General features: G+C 70.4%; 17 protein-coding genes. 9 read left to right on the top strand and 8 right to left on the bottom strand.

What is annotated here, in order from left to right:
* The first annotated feature begins 203 nt into the window (after positions 1–203).
* Positions 204–617, top strand: a complete 414-nt coding sequence (locus IG99_RS36675; protein ID WP_037682145.1) for an SsgA family sporulation/cell division regulator — start codon at positions 204–206, stop codon at positions 615–617.
* Positions 618–644: 27 nt separating this feature from the next.
* Here IG99_RS36675 and IG99_RS36670 read toward each other — a convergent pair whose 3' ends face one another.
* Both IG99_RS36670 and IG99_RS36665 read right to left on the bottom strand, forming a co-directional pair.
* Positions 645–1,667, bottom strand: a complete 1,023-nt coding sequence (locus tag IG99_RS36670; RefSeq protein WP_037682071.1) for a Gfo/Idh/MocA family protein — start codon at positions 1,665–1,667, stop codon at positions 645–647.
* 124 nt (positions 1,668–1,791) lie between these two features.
* On the bottom strand, positions 1,792–2,886 hold the full coding sequence (locus IG99_RS36665) for a baeRF3 domain-containing protein (protein ID WP_037682070.1): 1,095 nt from the start codon (positions 2,884–2,886) through the stop codon (positions 1,792–1,794).
* 165 nt (positions 2,887–3,051) lie between these two features.
* On the opposite strand from IG99_RS36665, the gene IG99_RS36660 reads away from it, so the two are divergent.
* Complete coding sequence (locus tag IG99_RS36660; RefSeq protein WP_037682068.1) at positions 3,052–3,831, top strand: alpha/beta fold hydrolase; 780 nt, start codon at positions 3,052–3,054, stop codon at positions 3,829–3,831.
* Between the two features lie 4 nt (positions 3,832–3,835).
* Here the strand turns inward: IG99_RS36660 and IG99_RS36655 are convergent, their stop codons facing one another.
* Positions 3,836–5,431, bottom strand: coding sequence for an alpha/beta hydrolase (locus IG99_RS36655; protein WP_037682065.1), 1,596 nt, complete (start codon positions 5,429–5,431; stop codon positions 3,836–3,838).
* A gap of 209 nt (positions 5,432–5,640) precedes the next feature.
* Between IG99_RS36655 and IG99_RS36650 the strand changes: the two genes are divergently transcribed.
* Positions 5,641–6,396: a chaplin gene (locus IG99_RS36650; RefSeq protein WP_078948129.1), complete on the top strand. Its 756-nt coding sequence runs from the start codon at positions 5,641–5,643 to the stop codon at positions 6,394–6,396.
* A gap of 72 nt (positions 6,397–6,468) precedes the next feature.
* On the opposite strand, the gene IG99_RS36645 is transcribed toward IG99_RS36650, so the two are convergent.
* Positions 6,469–6,954, bottom strand: coding sequence for a nucleoside deaminase (locus IG99_RS36645; RefSeq protein ID WP_037682062.1), 486 nt, complete (start codon positions 6,952–6,954; stop codon positions 6,469–6,471).
* Between the two features lie 334 nt (positions 6,955–7,288).
* Here IG99_RS36645 and IG99_RS36640 point away from each other — a divergent pair, with 334 nt between their 5' ends.
* Positions 7,289–8,068 carry a GNAT family N-acetyltransferase gene (locus tag IG99_RS36640; protein WP_037682061.1) on the top strand — a complete coding sequence of 260 codons (780 nt, stop codon included), beginning with the start codon at positions 7,289–7,291 and terminating at the stop codon, positions 8,066–8,068.
* A gap of 6 nt (positions 8,069–8,074) precedes the next feature.
* Here the strand turns inward: IG99_RS36640 and IG99_RS36635 are convergent, their stop codons facing one another.
* Positions 8,075–8,956, bottom strand: a complete 882-nt coding sequence (locus tag IG99_RS36635) for a GNAT family N-acetyltransferase (protein ID WP_107056113.1) — start codon at positions 8,954–8,956, stop codon at positions 8,075–8,077.
* Positions 8,957–9,108: 152 nt separating this feature from the next.
* Positions 9,109–9,384 (bottom strand): GlsB/YeaQ/YmgE family stress response membrane protein, encoded by a 276-nt coding sequence (locus tag IG99_RS36630; protein WP_037682059.1) that lies wholly within the window; start codon positions 9,382–9,384, stop codon positions 9,109–9,111.
* Between the two features lie 228 nt (positions 9,385–9,612).
* Here IG99_RS36630 and IG99_RS36625 point away from each other — a divergent pair, with 228 nt between their 5' ends.
* Both IG99_RS36625 and IG99_RS36620 read left to right on the top strand, forming a co-directional pair.
* A complete protein-coding gene (locus IG99_RS36625) occupies positions 9,613–11,067 on the top strand; it encodes a hydrolase (RefSeq protein WP_037682058.1) in 1,455 nt (484 codons plus the stop codon).
* Positions 11,068–11,160: 93 nt separating this feature from the next.
* Positions 11,161–12,177, top strand: coding sequence for a nucleotidyl transferase AbiEii/AbiGii toxin family protein (locus IG99_RS36620; protein WP_051866357.1), 1,017 nt, complete (start codon positions 11,161–11,163; stop codon positions 12,175–12,177).
* A gap of 51 nt (positions 12,178–12,228) precedes the next feature.
* Here IG99_RS36620 and IG99_RS36615 read toward each other — a convergent pair whose 3' ends face one another.
* Together IG99_RS36615 and IG99_RS36610 are read right to left on the bottom strand one after the other, a co-directional pair.
* The gene (locus IG99_RS36615) at positions 12,229–13,335 is read right to left on the bottom strand and encodes a LacI family DNA-binding transcriptional regulator (RefSeq protein ID WP_078948128.1); all 1,107 of its coding nucleotides are present in this window, start codon (positions 13,333–13,335) and stop codon (positions 12,229–12,231) included.
* A 946-nt stretch (positions 13,336–14,281) separates the two neighbouring features.
* Entirely contained in the window at positions 14,282–15,241 is a 960-nt protein-coding gene (locus IG99_RS36610) for a sulfotransferase family protein (protein WP_199815686.1), read from the bottom strand.
* Positions 15,242–15,382: 141 nt separating this feature from the next.
* Between IG99_RS36610 and IG99_RS36605 the strand changes: the two genes are divergently transcribed.
* From IG99_RS36605 to IG99_RS36595, 3 genes are all read left to right on the top strand, one after another.
* On the top strand, positions 15,383–16,225 hold the full coding sequence (locus IG99_RS36605) for a phosphotransferase (protein WP_037682057.1): 843 nt from the start codon (positions 15,383–15,385) through the stop codon (positions 16,223–16,225).
* Positions 16,226–16,292: 67 nt separating this feature from the next.
* Positions 16,293–16,673 carry an antibiotic biosynthesis monooxygenase family protein gene (locus tag IG99_RS36600; RefSeq protein ID WP_037682056.1) on the top strand — a complete coding sequence of 127 codons (381 nt, stop codon included), beginning with the start codon at positions 16,293–16,295 and terminating at the stop codon, positions 16,671–16,673.
* Positions 16,674–16,839: 166 nt separating this feature from the next.
* The coding region (locus IG99_RS36595; protein WP_463607364.1) for an alpha/beta hydrolase family protein at positions 16,840–17,425 on the top strand (586 nt) is incomplete at its 3' end.

The following is a 17,425-nucleotide window of genomic DNA, read 5'->3' as shown; positions in this document are numbered from 1 at the left end:
AGTGCTTGCGAGGTGCGTTCGCAGTACGTCACTCAGGTGGGCAAGTCGTAGGCAGGCTACGCCACTTGACGTGTTGTCGGGAGGCTTCGGTCGACACTCATCCGGGTGTTCGACGGGTGTGTGTTCGGGGGTGAAATTCCGGGGTGAATCTTTACCTCGCGCGTGTACGAGAAGCGCCCCCGCGAAGTCGTAACAACATGACGATGGAGACCACTCTCGCGCAGTCCGTACGCGGCCGCCTGATCACGGCGGAGGAGCAGGAGCTCCCTGTGCCCGCCGCCTTCCGCTACAGCTCCGCCGACCCGCTGGCCGTACACGTCGACTTCCCGCCCACGGCCTCCCTCGACGGCACCGCCGTGACCTGGACCTTCGCCCGAGCACTGCTGGAGGAGGGCCTGAGCGTCCCGGCCGGCAGCGGAGACGTACGGGTCCGGCCGTGCGGACGGACTCGTACGGTCATGGAGTTCCACTCGCCGTACGGGCTGGCCCTGGTCGAGTTCGACACGCCCGACCTGCACCGCTTCCTGCTGCGCAGCCACGCCGTCGTCGAGGTCGGGCACGAGGACGTCGGCGAGGCCGTCGAGCGCGGCCTGAGCAGCCTGTTCGGCGGCGTCTGAGCCCCGACGGGCCCCGATGTGTGAGCCTCAGCGCGGCTCCGCGTACAGCGCGGGGCGCGGGGCCTGCTCGACGGTGACCCGGTTGCCGCTCCGCTGCGCCCGGACGCCCGCCTCGGCCACCACGGAGGCGGCGTAGCCGTCCCAGGCGCCGGGCCCGGTGATCCGGCCCCGCAGAGTGGCGTCGACCCAGGCCTGCACCTCTCGGTCGTAGGCGTCGGCGAACCGTACGAGATAGTCCTGCGGCACGTCCCGGCGGGCGCCGACCCGCTCGGTCACGAGCATCGCCCGCTCGTCGCCGATCAGTGCGCTGCCCGCCTCGCACACGGCCTCGCAGCGCACCTGGTAGCCGAAGCCGCAGTTGACGAACACCTCCACGTCGACGAGGGCGCCCCCGTCCGTCTCGAAGAGCACGAACTGCGGATCGAGCAAACCCTCGGGGGCACCGGCGGAGGAACGCGGAGTCAGCACCGTCACCGCGGTCAGCTCCTGGCCCAGCAGCCAGCGGGCGGCGTCGATCTCGTGCGACACCGAGCTGTCGATCAGCATGGCGCTGGTGAAGTCGGGTGGCGAGGACACGTTGCGGTGCGTGCAGTGCAGCATCAGGGCTCGCCCCAGCCTTCCCCCGTCCAGCAGAGACTTGAGCCGCTGGTACTCGGCGTCGTAGCGCCGCATGAAACCGATCTGCGTCAGCCGCCGACCGAGCCGCGCCTCCGCCTCAACCACGCGCAACGCGCCCGCCGGGTCGGGGACCATGGGCTTCTCGCACAGGACCGGCAGCCCGCGCGCGAAGGCCGCGAGCAGTGCCTCCTCGTGCGCGGGGCCCGGTGAGGCGATCAGGACGGCGTCCACCCCGGGCGCTTCGAGAGCAGCCTCGACCTCGGTGTGCACCAGGACGCCGTCCAGCCCGGCCACCGCCTCCTTCGCCCGTGCGGCGTCGGGGTCCGCCACGGCGGCCACCCGCGCCCCGCTCACCACCCGGTCGAGACGTCGTACGTGGTCGGCCCCCATGTGGCCGGCGCCCAGCACCGCCACCCCCAGTAGTTCGGACACGGTCCGTCCGCTCCCTTCCGTCACCGGTCGGCCAGACCATGCATACCCCCCGACCGGCCGCGGCAGCCGGATCGGCGACAGGCGAGGGACGCCCGCCGTCAAGTGATGTCGGGGAGCGGGCCGTTCAGAAGCGCAGCACCCCCGCGATCCCGTGGGCCTCGCCCAGCGCGCCGTCCGGGACGAAGCGCACCTGTGCGCCCTTGTCCAGGCACTGCTCCACGATCTCGTCCACGATGTCCTCGCGGGCGTCGAAATCGCCGCTGTCCGCCGGGACGAGGTGGTCGCCGTCGTCGCGCACCGTGACGCGGTAGTTCTCCTCGACGGCGAGCAGGCGCACCCGTCCCTCCCGGGCGCTGCGCCAGACCTCGTCGACCCCGGCCGCGAACGCCCGGTGCCCCCGGGCCGACTCCAGCACCCGGGCCACGGAGGCGGTGTCCCTGCGCGCCTCCGCGTCGTGCCGCGGCCGCACCGCCCGCCACACGGCCTCGGCGGAGCCGTGCGCGAGTCCGCCGTGCTGGACATGGACGGCGTCCTTGGTCACGGTGCCGATCTCGTCGAGGAGGGACAGGGCCGCGTGCTCACCGGTGATGTACAGCGGCCGCGGCTCGTCACGCAGGACGCCGGCCATCGCCGTGTCCGCGTCGCGCAGGAAGTGGCGGGTGCCCTCGTCGCGGAAGGTGCTCGGCATGTCACCGATCCGCTCCTGGCGCTCGGCGTCGAAGTTCTCGCGGCTCCGGCTGAGGGGGAATCCGCCCGAGTGGTCCTCGATGACACGGTCGACCCCGCCGCTCCACAGCGTGACGTGGTCGGCGGAGACCGACAGCACCCAGAAGGGCCGCTCCGCTGCCTGCGCGGAGACCAGGTTGCGGGTCAGGAAGGTGTCCGAGAGCACCACCCGTTCGGGCACGGAACGGGCGAGGGACCACACCTGGTGCTCGCCAGGGGCGGCGAAGATCACCAGACCGTCCTCGGTGTGCGCGAGATCGACCTCGGCGAGCGCCCGGTCCAGCTCCTGGGCGACGGAGGCCCGCCGCTCCCGGGTGACCGCGGGGTCGGCCTCCAGCTGCTTCTTGGCCTCGGTCACCACGTTGCGCAGTCGAACCGGGTCCTGGGCGGTGTCCTGCCCTCGGCGATGCGTCGGCGTCAGCACCGAAACCGCGGGATAGAGGCGTCGACGGCGTAGCTCGCTGAGTGTCGCGGGGCTGAGTGCGTGCTCCATACGAGCACGATATGACCGAATTGCCGATGGAGCATGCGGTGCCGCCGGGCGCCGCCCTCGATGTGTTCGGACGGGTGCTCCCTTTCTGGGCGGACGCCGGTGACGGACGCGCGCCGGGCCGGTTACCGTACGCGGCAGTAACCGGAGCGCACCCAGGAGGCACCCATGCCGCAGCTCGAAGTCGACGGCGCAGCGCTGACGTACGACGACGAGGGTCCCCGCGACGCGGCGGAGGTGCCCCTGGTGTTCGTCCACGGCTGGACGGCCAACCGGCACCGCTGGGACCATCAGGTGGCGCACTTCGCCGACCGGCGGCGGGTGATCCGCCTCGACCTGCGCGGGCACGGCGAGAGCAGCGGGGCGGGGGTGCGCACGATCGAGGAGCTGTCGGCGGACGTCCTCGCCCTGCTGGACCACCTCGAGGTCGACCGGTTCGTACCGATCGGCCACTCGATGGGCGGGATGATCGCGCAGACCCTCGCCCTCACCCACCCCGAGCGGGTCGAGCGCCTGGTCCTGGTGAACTCCATCAGCCGGATGAGGTACAGCCGGGGCCGCGGACTGCTGATGGCGGCCTCGACACTCGTTCCGTTCAAGCTGTTCGTCGCCACCAACATCCAGCGCGCCTTCACCCCCGGGTACCCGCGCGAGGAGATCCGCTCCTACATCCGGTCCTCCGCCGACACCCCGAGGGAGGTCGTCATGACCCTCTACGGCGCCATGCGGGCCTTCGACGTCCTCGACCGGGTCGGCGAGATCGGCGTACCCACCCTGCTCGTGCACGGGTACCACGACATCCAGCTGCCGGTGAAGCAGATGCTGCGGATGGCGACCGGCTACCCGGACGCGGTGATCCGCATCATCGACGCCGGTCACGAACTGCCCGTGGAGAAGCCCGCCGAGCTGACCGCCGCCCTCGACGGGTTCCTGACCGCCCGCCCCTGAGGCCTCAGCGACGCCCCTCCTCCGGCCCGCAGGAACTGCCGCTCGGAGGCAGGCTGCCGTACAGCAGGAACGTGACGACCTTGCGGTGCACGCACTTGGAGGAGCCGTAGCCGGTGTGGCCCTCGCCCTTGTTGTCCAGCACCACCGCCGACCCGCCCAGCCGCTCGGCCGTCTCCACGGTCCAGCGGTACGGCGTCGCCGGGTCGCCGCGCGTCCCCACCAGGAGCATCTTCGGCGTGTCGACGTCCTTGACGTCGTCGCGGATGTAGTCGGTGCCCTTGGGGCGGCCGTAGCACATCAGGACCTGGGTGAGCCGGTACCGGCCGAAGATCGGCGACGCCTGCTCGTACTCGGCGCGCAGCCGGCCCAGCTCCTCGGTGAGCCTGGCCGCACTGGGACGGTCGGGATCGTCCGCGCAGTTGATCGCCATGAGCGCCGCCGGAAGGTTGTCGAGCGGTACGTCCTCCTCGTCGACGAGGCCGCCGACGGGCTTCCCCCGCCACGGAAGGGGCAGCGATGTGCCGCGCGTCGCGAACGTCATGATGCCGCTCGCGTCGCCGTTCTCCACCAGCTCCGCCAGCGCCCGCTCCAGCGAGGGCCACCACTCCTTGCTGTAGAGCGCCTGGCCGAAGGCGCTCACCAGATCCTGGCCGGAGAACGGCTCACCGAAGTCGGTGGGCACCGGATCCTCGTCCAGCGACCGCACCAGACTCCCCACATGCTCCCGGGCCGAACGCGCGTCCTGACCGAACGGGCACGCTATGTCCTCCACACACCAGTCGACGAAGGCATCCAGCGCGACCTGCTGGCCCCGGGCGCCGACCGCGCCCTGCTCGGTCAACGGCTCGGTCAGCGTGTCCACGCCGTCCAGCGCCAGCCGGCCCACCTTGTCCGGGAACTGTGCCGCGTACACCGCGCCCAGGCGGGTGCCGTAGGAGAAGCCGAGGTAGTTGAGCTTCTTGTCGCCGAGGGCCGAGCGCAGCACGTCCATGTCCCGGGAGGCGTTCACTGTGCCGATGTGCTTCAGTACGGGCCCGGAGTGCTCGGCGCACTGGGCGGCCGCCTTCTTCAGCTGGTCCAGCACGTCCCCGGGATGACTGAGGTCGTCCTCGGTGCCGTCGATGGCGGCGAACGCGTCCTCGTCGCCGTCGCCGCAACTGACCGGGGAGGACCTGCCGACGCCCCGTGGGTCGAAGGTGACCACGTCGTAGCGGTTGGTGAGCTCCATGAAGTCCTTGCCGCCGTACGCGAGCTCCGGCACGCCCGGGCCACCCGGGCCGCCGAAGTTCAGCAGTACCGAGCCGCGTTTGTCGCCCGTCGCCCGATAGCGGGCGACGGCCAGGTCGAGGGTTCCGGCGCGGGGCCTGGCGTAGTCGAGCGGGACGGTGACCTTCCCGCACTGGAGGTCCTTGGGCATGTCCTCGCCCTGGCACCTCGACCACTTGATCTTCTGGTCGTAGAACCGGGACAGGTCGGGCCCGTCGCCATCGGCTACCGCCACGGGCAGCCCCGCGCCCAGCAGGGCCAGCCCCAACGCGCCCAGGGCTCCGGCGAGGATGCGACGCCGGGCCACGGGCCGCCTCGACAGCTTGGCCACCATCAGTGCCTCCAGGGACGCCAGCGGCGCCCTCGCTCACGATATGCGGCACTCCCGGGGCCTGCCTCCGGAGTGGATCGCGGACCAGTTCGATGGAAGTCGGTGCGCCCTCAATGGGGTGAATGAGGAATTGGCCATAACTCCGACGGTTCGTCCGCGTTCTATTCGATGCGGGTGAGTGCCCGCGAACATGTCTGGAAGGCAGGGAACCCATGCGAAGGGCTACCCGAAACGGTGTGATCGCGGTCGCCGCCGCGTCCGGCGCGATGGCTGTGGCTGGGTCGGCGTTCGCCGACTCGGCGGCCGACGGCGCGGCGGTCGGCTCGCCCGGGGTGATCTCGGGCAACACCGTCCAGCTCCCGGTGCACGTCCCGGTGAACGTGTGCGGCAACACCGTCAGCGTGGTGGGGGTGCTCAACTCCGCCGTGGGCAACAAGTGCGCCAACGAGGGTGGTGGCGAGAGGCACGGTTCCGGCTCGGGTTCCAGCTCCGGTTCCGGTTCTGGTTCTGGTGCTGGTGCTGGTGCTGGTGCTGGTTCCACCTACGGTTCCGGTTCCGGTGGGGCGACGGCCGAAGGTCTGCAGAAGGACTCGCCCGGCGTCATCTCCGGCAACGGTGTGCAGTTGCCCGTGGACCTGCCGGCCAACGCCAGCGGCAACACCGCGAACGTGGTCGGCATCGGCAACGCCGTTTCCGGCAACCAGTCCGTGAACACCTCCGGCGACCGGCCCGTGCACCCCGCCGAGCCCCAGCCCGAGCAGCCGGCCACCCCCCGGACGCCGCCCGCGCCGCACACGCCCCCCAAGGCCCACGAGGCAACACCGGAAGGCCCCGCACCGGCGTCGTCCGTCTCCTCCCTCGCCGACACGGGCGCGGACGGCACCCTGCCCGCGGCGGTGGGCAGCGTGGCGTTCCTGCTCGGCGGAGCGGCCCTGTACCGCCGCTGCCGCCCTCAGTCCACTCGCTGACGCGGCCTGCCACACCGCAGGCCCTGGGGCTCCGTCGGTCCGCAACCGGCGGGCCCCAGCCGCGCACCCGCCTCAGCCACGTTCCCTCTCCACGAAGCGGCGGTGCAGCGCACGTACCTCCTCCGCAAGTTCCGGCACGGGCCCTTCCACCTCGACCTGCGGAGCGACCTCCGTCACCGGCAGCATCCGTACCGGAGGCAGCGGGGCGCCCCACTCGGTGAGCCAGGAGGCGAGCTGCGCCGAGGAGACCGCGTACACGATGCGGCCGAGGCCCACCCAGGCGTGCGCGGCCGCGCACATGGGGCAGTGCTCGCCGGAGGTGTAGACGGTCGCTCCGGCCCGCTCCGCGACGGGCAGGTGAGCCGCCGCCCAGCGGGCCAGCTCGAACTCCGGGTGCCGTGTCCGGTCGCCGGACGCGATCCGGTTGTGGTCCTCCGCCAGCACGGCGCCGTCCCCGCCCACCAGCACCGAGCCGAACGGCTGGTCCCCCACGGCCAGCGCCTCGGCGGCGAGCTCCACGCAGCGCCGCAGGTACGGCAGTTCGTCGTCCTTCACCATGGTCCTACGACTTCCCTCCCTCGGTCCCACCGGACACGGGCTCACACACGGCTCAGTCGGTGTCCGTCGCCGCCGGCACGGCCAGCTCGCGGCTGTCCGGGGAGACGGTCGCCAGAGCGGGCGTCGGGCGGACGAAGAGCGTGCCGACGGTCGGCCACCTCCCACGCGCCCGTGATGTTCTTCAGATCGGGCAGGGCCCGCACCATCGTCTCCTCTCGTCGGTCACGTCGCCGAGCCCAGGTGCCCGGCGCCCCGGCCCGCCGCTCGATTTCCCCAGGGGCGGGAGGCGGGAAATCCCGTTGCCCCATGGAGAGTTCGATGATCCGATGAGCGCATGGATCACGTCGCCGTACTGGCCCTCCACGACCGGGACCTGCGCGCGGGCGCTCGCCCCGACGGCCCCGACGCCTGGATCGAGCGGACCGGCAACGTGGTCCGCCAGGTCGCGTCCCCACAGGGCTGGAACGGTGTCCTCTGGTCCGATCTGGACGAGTCGGACGCCGATGCGGCGATCGCCGAACAGATCGCGTACTTCACCGGGCTGGGCCGCGACTTCGAGTGGAAGCTCTACGGCCACGACCGCCCCGCCGACCTCGGGCGGCGGCTCAGGGCGGCCGGCTTCACGCCCGAGCCCGAGGAGACCCTGATGATCGGCGAGGCCGGCGGGCCCGTCCTGGACGCCGAACCTCCCGAGGGCGTGCGTATCGTGCCCGTCACCGACGCGGCCGGAGTCGACCTGGTCGCCGAGGTGCACGAGAAGGCGTTCGCCACGGACAGCGCACGGCTGCGACTCCAGATGATCGCCCGGCTCGCCGCCGACCCCGACACGGTCGTCGCTGTCCTCGCCCTGGCCGGGGACGTGCCGGTCAGCTCGGCCCGTATGGAACTCGTCCCGGGAACCGGGTTCGCCGGTCTGTGGGGCGGCGGCACGGTCGAGGGCTGGCGCGGCCGCGGCATCTACCGCGCCCTGGTCGCCCACCGCGCCCGCGTCGCCGTCTCCCGCGGTTACCACTACCTCCAGGTCGACGCCTCCGACCAGAGCCGCCCCATCCTCGAACGCCTCGGGTTCGCACCGCTGACCACGACGACGCCGTACGTGTACGTACAGCAGTAGGCACGTCTACAGGTCGAGCTGGTACTCCACCGCCTGATGCGTCGGCACATACCCGAGCGCGTCGTTGACCGCGAGCATCGGCGCGTTGCTCTGTGCCGTGTCGGTGAGCAGCCCGGCCAGCAGGGGGTGCCGTTCGCGCGCCCGGAGGATCGAGGCGGCCTTCATCCAGCGGGCGAGACCGCGGCCCCGGTGCTCGGGAAGCACGGCCGTGCCGTAGTGCTGGGCGTCGCCCCTCCCGTCACCCGGCACCACGAGCTCGGAGAACCCGACCACCGAGCCGTCGGACACGTCCATCGCGGCGACGGTGTGCAGCAGCTCCCCGCGCCGCGCGACCGCCTCGGCCGCCCCGACGACACGCTCCACGTCCCACACGACCGTGCCGAAGTCCGTGTCCTCCATCGGCATGTCGTCCATGGCGCGCCGGGAGCCCGCGTACGACTGGGCCAACTCGGCGGGCACGGTGCCGTCCCACTCGGTCAACCGGTAGCCCGGGCAGGGGCGTCGGGCCCGCTTCTCGACGGCCATGAGGTCGGCCTCGGCCAGCGGCAGCCGCGCGTACGTCAGGGTCAGCACCCGGCGGAAGCCGCGTGCCGCGAGGAACAGGTCGGCGGGGGAGCCCGCCTCGGCCTGGGCGATGACCGAGCGCCGGCCCTCCGCCCGCGCCGCGGCCACGGCGGCCTCCAGCAGCCGGGAGCCGACTCCCCGCCGCAGCTCGGCACCGTGCACCGCGATCTGCAGCTCGGCGAGATGGCGCTGCCCTTCGCGGGTGAACAGCCGCAGATAGGCGGAGCCGACCGGAGCACCGTCCGCTCCGGCGGCAAGCCAGGCCAGGCGATGGCTCGTGCTGCCGGCTTCGAGGTCGGTCAAAGGGGTGAGACGCATGGACAAGAAGGCTCCGTCGGGGGCGATTTCGGCGGTGACGACCCGCGGAAGCGAGTCGGGTGGTGGCAACCCGCGGAAGCCAACCCGAGCCGGGTGGCGGGCGCAACGCAATTACCGGCACACGCGTGTGCCGCCCGGCACCCCACCCCTCCCCGTGGTCAACGGCGAAGGCGCCCCCTTCCCTTGCTCCGGTCCAGGGCCGCGACTCCGGCCGCGGCCAGGCCGATCTGGATGAGCCACTCGATCCAGTCCACTCCCTTGGTGTCGGCCACGCCGAGCACCTCCGCGATGACGGTGCCGAGCAGCGCGGCCGCGATGCCGACGATGATCGTCCACAGGATGCCGATCCGCTGGCGCCCCGGGACCGCGAGCCGTCCCAGGACACCGATGATGATTCCGATGAAAATGGCACTGATGAGGCTGGAGATCTCCATTCGCACCCCTTTTTTCCGGTATCCCCGTTACAAGGCGGATGCCCGCTGGAGGGCGCCACCAGTCCGTCCCGGTCATTGCCCGCCCTTTCTGTTCATCGGCCGCTCATGCCATGTACCTTTCAAGCGCTCCACGCGTGTAGAACGATCGCAATCGAACTCCGGATCTACGCGCGCAGATTTTCGGCGCCCGCAATGCCTCTCTCCCCGCTCCCCCACGGAGGTTCGCCGATGCTCGAGTTCACAAGATCCCGCCCCACGGTCCTTACCGCCCTCGCCGGCCTGGGGCTGCTCGCCGCCGGAGCCGCCCTTCAGCTCGGCCCCAGCGCAACGACCGCCCAAGCGGCCACACCCCACCGCGTCCTGTTCGACAACGCCCACGCCGAAACAGCCGGCAACGCCGACTGGATCGTCTCCACCAGCCAGCCCGATCCCCTCGGCCAGGACGCCACCCCGTCCGCCGAGACGGACTGGACCGGCGCGCTGTCGTCCTGGGGTGTCGCCCTGCAGAAGACCGGCGACTACAGCATCAAGACCCTGCCGTCGGGCGCCGGCCTCACCTACGGCGGCTCGGCGACCACGGACCTGTCGAAGTTCGACACACTGGTCCTGCCGGAACCCAACACCCTCTTCACCACCGCCGAAAAGGCCGCGATCATGAACTTCGTCAAGAACGGCGGCGGCCTGTTCATGATCTCCGACCACACCGGAGCCGACCGCAACAACGACGGCGAGGACGCGGTCGAGATCCTCAACGACCTGATGACGAACAACAGCGTCGACTCCACCGACCCGTTCGGCTTCTCCATCGACTCGCTGAGCATCAGCTCCGACCACCCGTCGGCCATCGGCGACAGCACGAACCCGGTCCTGCACGGCTCCTTCGGCACGGTTACCAAGAGCCTGATCGCGAGCGGCACGACCGCCACCCTCGAACCCGGGGACAACTCCTCCGTCAAGGGCCTGCTCTACCGCACCGGCTACTCCGGCAACACCGGCGCCTTCTTCGCGACCAGCACGTTCGGCAGCGGCCGCGTGGCCTTCTGGGGCGACAGCTCACCCATCGACGACGGCACCGGCCAGTCCGGCAACACGCTCTACGACGGCTGGAACGACACGAGCGCCACGAACGCCGCCCTCGCCCTGAACGCCACCGCAAGGCTGTCCGGCGACAGCGGCAGCGGCAGCGGTGGTGATGACGGCGGCGGTTCCACCTGCACGGCCACCCAGCTCCTGGCGAACAGCGGTTTCGAGTCCGGCCCGTCGGGCTGGAGCGCCACCAGCGGCGTCATCACCAACTCCACGAGCGAGGCGGCCCGTTCGGGCTCGTACTACGCCTGGCTCGCCGGCAACGGCACCGCCACCACCGACACCCTCTCCCAGCCGGTCACGATCACGTCCGGCTGCACGGCGACCCTGAGCTTCCACCTGCACGTCGACACCGCGGAAACCACGACCAGCACCGCTTACGACACCCTCAAGGTCCAGGTCCTCAACAGCTCCGGCACGGTCCTCGGCACCCTGGCCACCTACTCCAACCTCGACGCCGCCACCGGCTACACCGCCCGCACCTTCGACCTCGGCGCCTACGCCGGCCAGACGGTCACCCTCAAGTTCACCGGCACGGAGGGCTCGAAGCTCCAGACGTCGTTCGTCATCGACGACACGGCACTCGACGTGAGCTGAGGGCCCCGGGGTGGGCTGCGTGCCCGCGGCCCGCCCCGGTCCTCTCCCGGCATCGAAGGGCGTTGTCAGTGCCCGTTGGTAGCGTCGCGTGCCGTGAACGGACATGTCCTCGAAAGGCGGGTGGCCCACCGCGCGGCCCTCGACCATGTGCTCGCCCTCATCGCGGACGCCCCCTGGAGCACGTCCCTGGCACTGCGCGGAAGCATGAGCCTGCCCGCCTGGGCGGGGGCCGCGGCACGGGAACCGGCCGACCTCGACTGGGTGGTCCTGGAGGACGAGGTACGGGTGGACGCCCTCCACCCGTACCCCTACGTGGACACGGTCGACGTCGTCCAGCAGTGGCCGGAAGCGGCGGACGGTGCCGCCCGCTACGAGATGTGGCAGTACGAGGAGTTCGGCACCGACGGACGGCGCCCCCACCTGGCACCGGAGGGCCTGCACTGGGTACGCGCCGACCCGCAGACCGCGGATCTGAGCCCCCCGTACATGGATCTGCTGGACCGCGTCCGCATGAACCCCCAGGCGGCCCGCGGCGTCCTGCTCGTCCCGGACGACGCGGACGAGGACGGCACCTGGACGTACGCGGAGTACGACACACCGGGCGTACGCCTCGTCATCCCCTGGCACGCGGAAGGACTGCCGCCGGGGGAGGTGCGGCTGGACTTCGCCCGCGACGAACTGCTGCCCGAGGCCCCGGTCTGGACGCTGATCCCGCGGGCCGACGGCGACCCCGTCGCCGTCCGGACCGCGAGCCGGGAGCTCTCGCTGGCCTGGAAGCTGCTCTGGATGCACGTCGACTGCGCCACGGAAGGACGCGCACAGGGCAAGGACCTGTACGACGCGGTACTGCTCGCCGAAGCAGAGGGAACAGCCCTGTCGCAGCGGCTGCTGCGGAAGGTCCTGTGCCGTGCACCGGTCAGCGCTGCCGGTGACCTCGGCGCGGACGCCATGACCCGGTGGCAGTTCGACTGGGACGGATTCCGCGCGGAGCACCCGTCGGTACGAGGCTCCGCGCGGGACTGGCTCGACCGGCTCGTCCGCGCGCTCGAACCCACCCTGTTTCGTCCCGGTCCGGCTCGCTCGTCGGCGGCCGGGCGATCATCATCGTGACGCCTGAAGAGTCGGCTGGGCCACCACATCACACCGCCGGCCGGGGCGGTGTCACCTGGGCGGCCGTACGGACTCCCGGATCACCAACTGGGTGCTCAGAACCACGTGGTTGTCGCCGCCGATGCGTTCCTCCCGGTCGAGCGCCAGGCGTACGGCGGTGCGCCCCAGTTCCTCGTAGGGGACGCGGACCGTGGTGAGGGACGGCGTCAGGTCCGTCGCGTAGGGGACGTCGTCGAAGCCGACCAGTGAGACGTCACGCGGAACCCGCAGGTCCGCCTCGCGCAGAGCGGCAAGCGCGCCGACGGCGATCGCGTCGGTGCCCGCCAGGACGGCCGTGAAGTCCAGGCCGGCATCCAGGACGTCCCGCACCCGGCGGTAGCCCGAGGTGCGGGTGTACGAACCCGGCACGTCCAACTCCTCCTCATAGGGCACCGAGTGGGCCCGCAGAGCGGCCAGATGACCCTCCCGACGCTGTTCGGCACTGCTCAGCCCGGGCTCACCCCCGAGGAAGAGGATCCGTCCGTGACCGGCGGCGAGCAGATGCGAGGTGGCCTGGAAGGCACCGCCCCGGTCGTCGTACTCGACCACGGTCGCGGGGGTCCCGGCGGGCAGCGGAGGTCGTCCGACCAGCACCAGCCGGGACCCGGCCGCGTCGAGGGCCTTGGCGTACTCGGCCATACGGCGGTGATAGGCGTCGTCGGGCACCACGCCCCCGACCAGGACGACCGCGGCGGCGTGCTGCTCCCGCATGAGCTGGATCAGGTCGTCCTCCCGGGCGGCGTCGCCCCGCGTGGAGCAGACCAGGCTCAGCCGGCCGCGGCTGGTGGCCTCCTGCTCGACGCCCGCCGCGACATGGGCCAGGGAAGGGCCCGTGATGTCCTGGATGACAAGGGCCACGGGACCGGCGACACCCCCGGAGAGCGCCTTCGCGTGGACGTTCACGACATAGTGCAGGGACTCCACGGCCGCCATCACACGGGCCCTGGTTTCCGTCGACACCGGGTAGTTGCCGGCCAGCGTACGGGAAACGGTTGCCACGGAAACGCCCGCCTTCGCGGCGACATCGCGGATAGTGCTGGGGCCCTCCGCACCTGCTGGTTTCCTTCTGGCCTTGGTACGTGCTGGTGCCTTGCGAGCACTCTTCCCGTTGTCCGTCACGCCGCCGACGTTACTGCATCCGAAGCTTCCTGCGGCCGATGAGCGGCAAGCGCTGCCATGACCGCATGGTAAACGTTTCCTTCCATCTGGCTGGGGCCACCGTCGTCCGGCCACCGCGTCGAGGTGCCTCAGCCCACCCTCTGCCGGTCGGGTTCGATGAGCGCGACGACCCGCTCCTTGTCGTGCGTGTAGGGGCCCGCCGATGTACTTCGTCGAGATCGGGTCGATGATCTCCCGTGCGACGTCACCCTCGACCCACTCGACGACCCTGCCGCGGACGAGGACCGCAGCGGTCAGGCCCGACTGGTCGGCGGCACCGTTCAGTGCGTGGCGAGGCTGTGTTCCTCCGCGGCCGCCCGCTTGCCGTTCTGCGCGCTCACGAGCGTCAACAGGAGCGCAGGCAAGGTGACGCAGGCTGCCGCAACACCGAGCCACTGCGGGGACATCCACTGTTGGAAGAGGCCGCCAAGGGCACCGCCCAGGGCGACGCCGACGCAGATCGCCGAGGCAGATCGCCGAGGCAGATCGCCGAGGAGTTGAGCCCGAGCAGTACGGGGCTTGCCGCGGGCGCGTGGGCGACGAGGCGGTGCTGTTGGAGAACGGTCGGCACGCCCACGAGCACACCCCTGAGCGACGACACCACCCGGTCTCATGGAGGAGCGGTGTCGCTGAGTACGGCGCGGTCGACCACACAGGGCCGTGCCTGCCCAGACCCGGGTGGCTGAATCGAACGATCGGACACGTTGCGCGCAGGACACGGGAATCAAGAACGCTCGGGCTCACGGAACAGATCACCAGCGGTCGCCAACTCGACCGGCAGCGTTCCCGTGACGGACCGAGCCATGAGAGCTGCTGTCATGGCCGTGCCGGGATGCGGGCACGAACGCGGACAGGGCGGGCGGTCGACGCGACGATACGCGCCTCCCGCCCGCCCTGAGAGCTGGGCCTACGCATACCCCATGGCTGGGACAACACCGTCAAGTGTTCGTTCGACGAACTCACGGGTTCGGTCGTCGAATTGGTCATTGCGATTTTCCAGCCTGTGCGACTCGAACGTCGATCTGGTCGCGAAGTCGTCGACACCGAGCAGTTCGAACAGGGCGCGGCGCTGCTCGGGCCAGTTGGCTGCGAGGTCCTCGGCCCTCACCTCCACGTATCGCTTGCCCGTCAGATCGACCGTGCCCTTCCATGCAAGCCATCGGTCATAGACCGGTTTGAGCCAGGCGAGCGAGCCGTCGACGGTGTGCGGCGCCCATGGCTGGTCGACATGAGACGCGACCACTGCGACCGGGTGGCGCTTGATGTGGACGATGGTCGCATCGGGGACGAGCTCCCAGAGGAAGTCCATGCACAAAAGGTTGAACGGTGTCTTCTCGCACCAGGTCGGCTCTCCGGCCTCGGCCGCTGCTCCGCCGAACATCGTGTCGACCGCGCGACGAAGGATCTCGAGCAGCTCGCGCCGATCGCTGAAGTACCTCGGGACCGCCCGCCGGAAGCTCTGCGGCTCGAACGGCCCGGCAGGCCAGTCGCCGTACCCGAACCCGGCCGCAGGCACGGACTCGTCGAACGTGCTCGCGATGAGCTCCGACCACAGCCTTCCCACAGCGTCCCCGTAGTGCCGCTCGCCGATGGCCATGGGAACGGTATGACCACGATCCCAGTCGGGCCTGCCGACCAGTCGCACCGTCAGGATGTCGCTTAGCCTGCGGAGGGCGTCGTCACCGACGATAGGGTCGTATCGAATCGTGAGTGCATCCGCCAGGTCTCGCAAGCCACCCGGATCGACAATGAACCGGGTCTCGATCGGAATCCTGTGGATCTGCGGATGTTCGCCGAGAATGTTCGCGAGCTGCGATGTTCCGCAACGACCCGTACCCGCTACGAAGATCGGTGAAGGGGCAGACATGGCGTTCAGTCAAGTCCCGGAACCGTGCCCGCGCAACGAATTTATCCCGATCGCCCGATTCCCCCGGCCGGACAACACTTCCCTCTGATGGTGGGGTGCGTCTTAGGGAATGTCTGATCGAGATGAGGAGGGGAGTACGCCATGGAGCCATTGGAACTCCGTCGCGCAGTCGAGGCAGGACGGGCGACCGCATCGGAGCTGGGGTTCCAGGTCGACGATGTGGTCGTCATCAACGACTCGGACCGCGTGGTGCTGCGCCTGCTCCCGTGCGACGTTCTGGCTCGGGTCGCACCTTCGGGGCACCTGGCCGCTTCCGAGTTCGAGGTAGAGGTTGCCCGTCGGCTCGCCGACATCCACGCTCCGGTCGCTGAGCTCGAACCTCGGGTCGACCCCCGGGTCCATGTGCGTGATGCCTTCGCCATCTCGCTCTGGACCTACTACGAACCTCTGGAATCAAAGATCGCGTCGGCCGACTACGCAGACGTGCTCATGCGGCACCATGCGGCCCTGCGCCGGGTAGATCTTGGCGTACCGCATTTCACAGATCGAGTCGCCGGAGCACTCAGAGTCGTGAACCACCGGAGGCAGTCTCCCGAACTGCCCGATTCCGACCGGGAATTCCTCATCGCCACCCTCAGGGCGCTGAGCGCCACGATCAGCGCCGAGGGGGCCGACGATCAGCTATTGCACGGTGAGCCGCACCCGGGCAACCTCCTCAACACAAGGAGAGGGCCGCTTTTCGTAGACCTCGCCACGTGCTGCCGTGGGCCGATCGAGTTCGACCTCGCCCATGCGCCCGAAGAAGTGGGAGAGCACTACGCAGGGGCTGACCACGGCATGATTCGTCGGTGCCGCGTTCTGGGCTGGGCGGTGTTCACGGCCTGGCGCTGGCGTCGAGACGACCAACTGCCCGACCGGGACCACTGGAGAGCGGAGGGGCTCCGCCAGGTTCGTACCACATTCGAGCGCTGCGGACTGGGCTGAACTCGCTGCATATCCCGTTCAGTAAAGACGCCGGGTCGTTGGGCGCAGCCCGCCTTACAGTGGCGCCATGAGCAATCACTCCGAAGCGCCTGTCACGCCCGTCGAGGCCTACGAACCCCCCTACTACGCAGTGGTCTTCACTTCGGTGCGAACCCAGGAGCAGAGCGGCTACAGTGAGACCGCCGCACGCATGGAAGACCTGGTGAAGGACGTCCCGGGGTTCCTGGGGATGGACCAAGCGCACACTCCCGGCGGGCTGTCCATCACCGTCGGGTACTTCCGCGACGCCGACGCCCTCACGGAGTGGCGGAGCAACGCCGAGCACCGCGCGGCGCAGAAGCGCGGGCAGGCCGAGTGGTACGAGAACTACACGCTGCATGTGGCGAAAGTGGAGCGGAGCCACGGGTTCCTGCGAGCGGAGGTCCCGCAGGGCCCGGCAGCCGGCTGACCGACCGGGAGCCGGAGCCGCCCGCCCCTGGGAGGAGCGGCCCGGTTCGTCGCCGGCGGGGTGTCCCGTCCGGCAACGGCCACTTCGCGCCGGCGCTGACGACATTTTCAGGTCATTGCCCTGATCGGCCTCGTTCGGCGAGCCGCCCACATCGCACGGAGAGCACATGAAACTGACGGAGCGTCACCTGACCGAGCCGTGGGAGGGCGTTCTCCTTGCTCCCGCCGCCGGCACTGACGTCGGCGTCCTGGTCCTGGCCGGCTCCAGCGGACGCGTCGAACATGAGAGAGCACGCCTGCTCGCCGCCCAGGGCATCGCGGCCTTGGCGATCCGCTGGTTTGGCGGGCCGGGACAACCCCGGGGAATCTGCGAAATCCCCTTGGAAACCTTCCTCGACGCCGTCGATCTCCTCCGCTCCGGCGGAGCGCGCCGCATCGGCATCCTCGGCGCCTCCAAAGGAGCCGAAGCGGCGCTGCTCACCGCGGTGCACGACCCGCGGGTGGACGTGGTGATCGCGCTGTCGCCGACCTCGCGGGTCTGGTGCAACATCGGGCCGGGCCGTGACGGCGAACAGTGGCCCTATCGATCGTCCTGGACATGGCGGGAGCAGCCACTTCCTTTCGTGCCGATGGACGATTCCTGGACGACAGTCACGCGACCGCCGAGCGACCCGACCGCGGTGCCCGACCCCGTCGCCGCCCCCGACCCTGCCGCTGTCCCCCACCCCGGCGTCGCCACCCCCGCCCCCGGCT

This window comes from Streptomyces griseus subsp. griseus, assembly GCF_000720255.1.
Lineage (GTDB): Bacteria > Actinomycetota > Actinomycetes > Streptomycetales > Streptomycetaceae > Streptomyces > Streptomyces griseus_I.
The sequence above is the reverse complement of the archived record's forward strand: the minus strand, read 5'-3'. Positions and strand labels throughout refer to the sequence as shown.

Excerpts from the sequence above, each read along its gene's own strand:
- IG99_RS36675 (WP_037682145.1), top strand. The coding sequence starts at position 204 with ATGGAGACCACTCTCGCGCAGTCCGTACGCGGCCGCCTGATCACGGCG.
- IG99_RS36665 (WP_037682070.1), bottom strand. The coding sequence starts at position 2,886 with ATGGAGCACGCACTCAGCCCCGCGACACTCAGCGAGCTACGCCGTCGA.
- IG99_RS36660 (WP_037682068.1), top strand. The coding sequence starts at position 3,052 with ATGCCGCAGCTCGAAGTCGACGGCGCAGCGCTGACGTACGACGACGAG.
- IG99_RS36655 (WP_037682065.1), bottom strand. The coding sequence starts at position 5,431 with ATGGTGGCCAAGCTGTCGAGGCGGCCCGTGGCCCGGCGTCGCATCCTC.
- IG99_RS36650 (WP_078948129.1), top strand. The coding sequence starts at position 5,641 with ATGCGAAGGGCTACCCGAAACGGTGTGATCGCGGTCGCCGCCGCGTCC.
- IG99_RS36645 (WP_037682062.1), bottom strand. The coding sequence starts at position 6,954 with ATGGTGAAGGACGACGAACTGCCGTACCTGCGGCGCTGCGTGGAGCTC.
- IG99_RS36640 (WP_037682061.1), top strand. The coding sequence starts at position 7,289 with ATGGATCACGTCGCCGTACTGGCCCTCCACGACCGGGACCTGCGCGCG.
- IG99_RS36630 (WP_037682059.1), bottom strand. The coding sequence starts at position 9,384 with ATGGAGATCTCCAGCCTCATCAGTGCCATTTTCATCGGAATCATCATC.
- IG99_RS36625 (WP_037682058.1), top strand. The coding sequence starts at position 9,613 with ATGCTCGAGTTCACAAGATCCCGCCCCACGGTCCTTACCGCCCTCGCC.
- IG99_RS36610 (WP_199815686.1), bottom strand. The coding sequence starts at position 15,241 with ATGTCTGCCCCTTCACCGATCTTCGTAGCGGGTACGGGTCGTTGCGGA.
- IG99_RS36605 (WP_037682057.1), top strand. The coding sequence starts at position 15,383 with ATGGAGCCATTGGAACTCCGTCGCGCAGTCGAGGCAGGACGGGCGACC.
- IG99_RS36600 (WP_037682056.1), top strand. The coding sequence starts at position 16,293 with ATGAGCAATCACTCCGAAGCGCCTGTCACGCCCGTCGAGGCCTACGAA.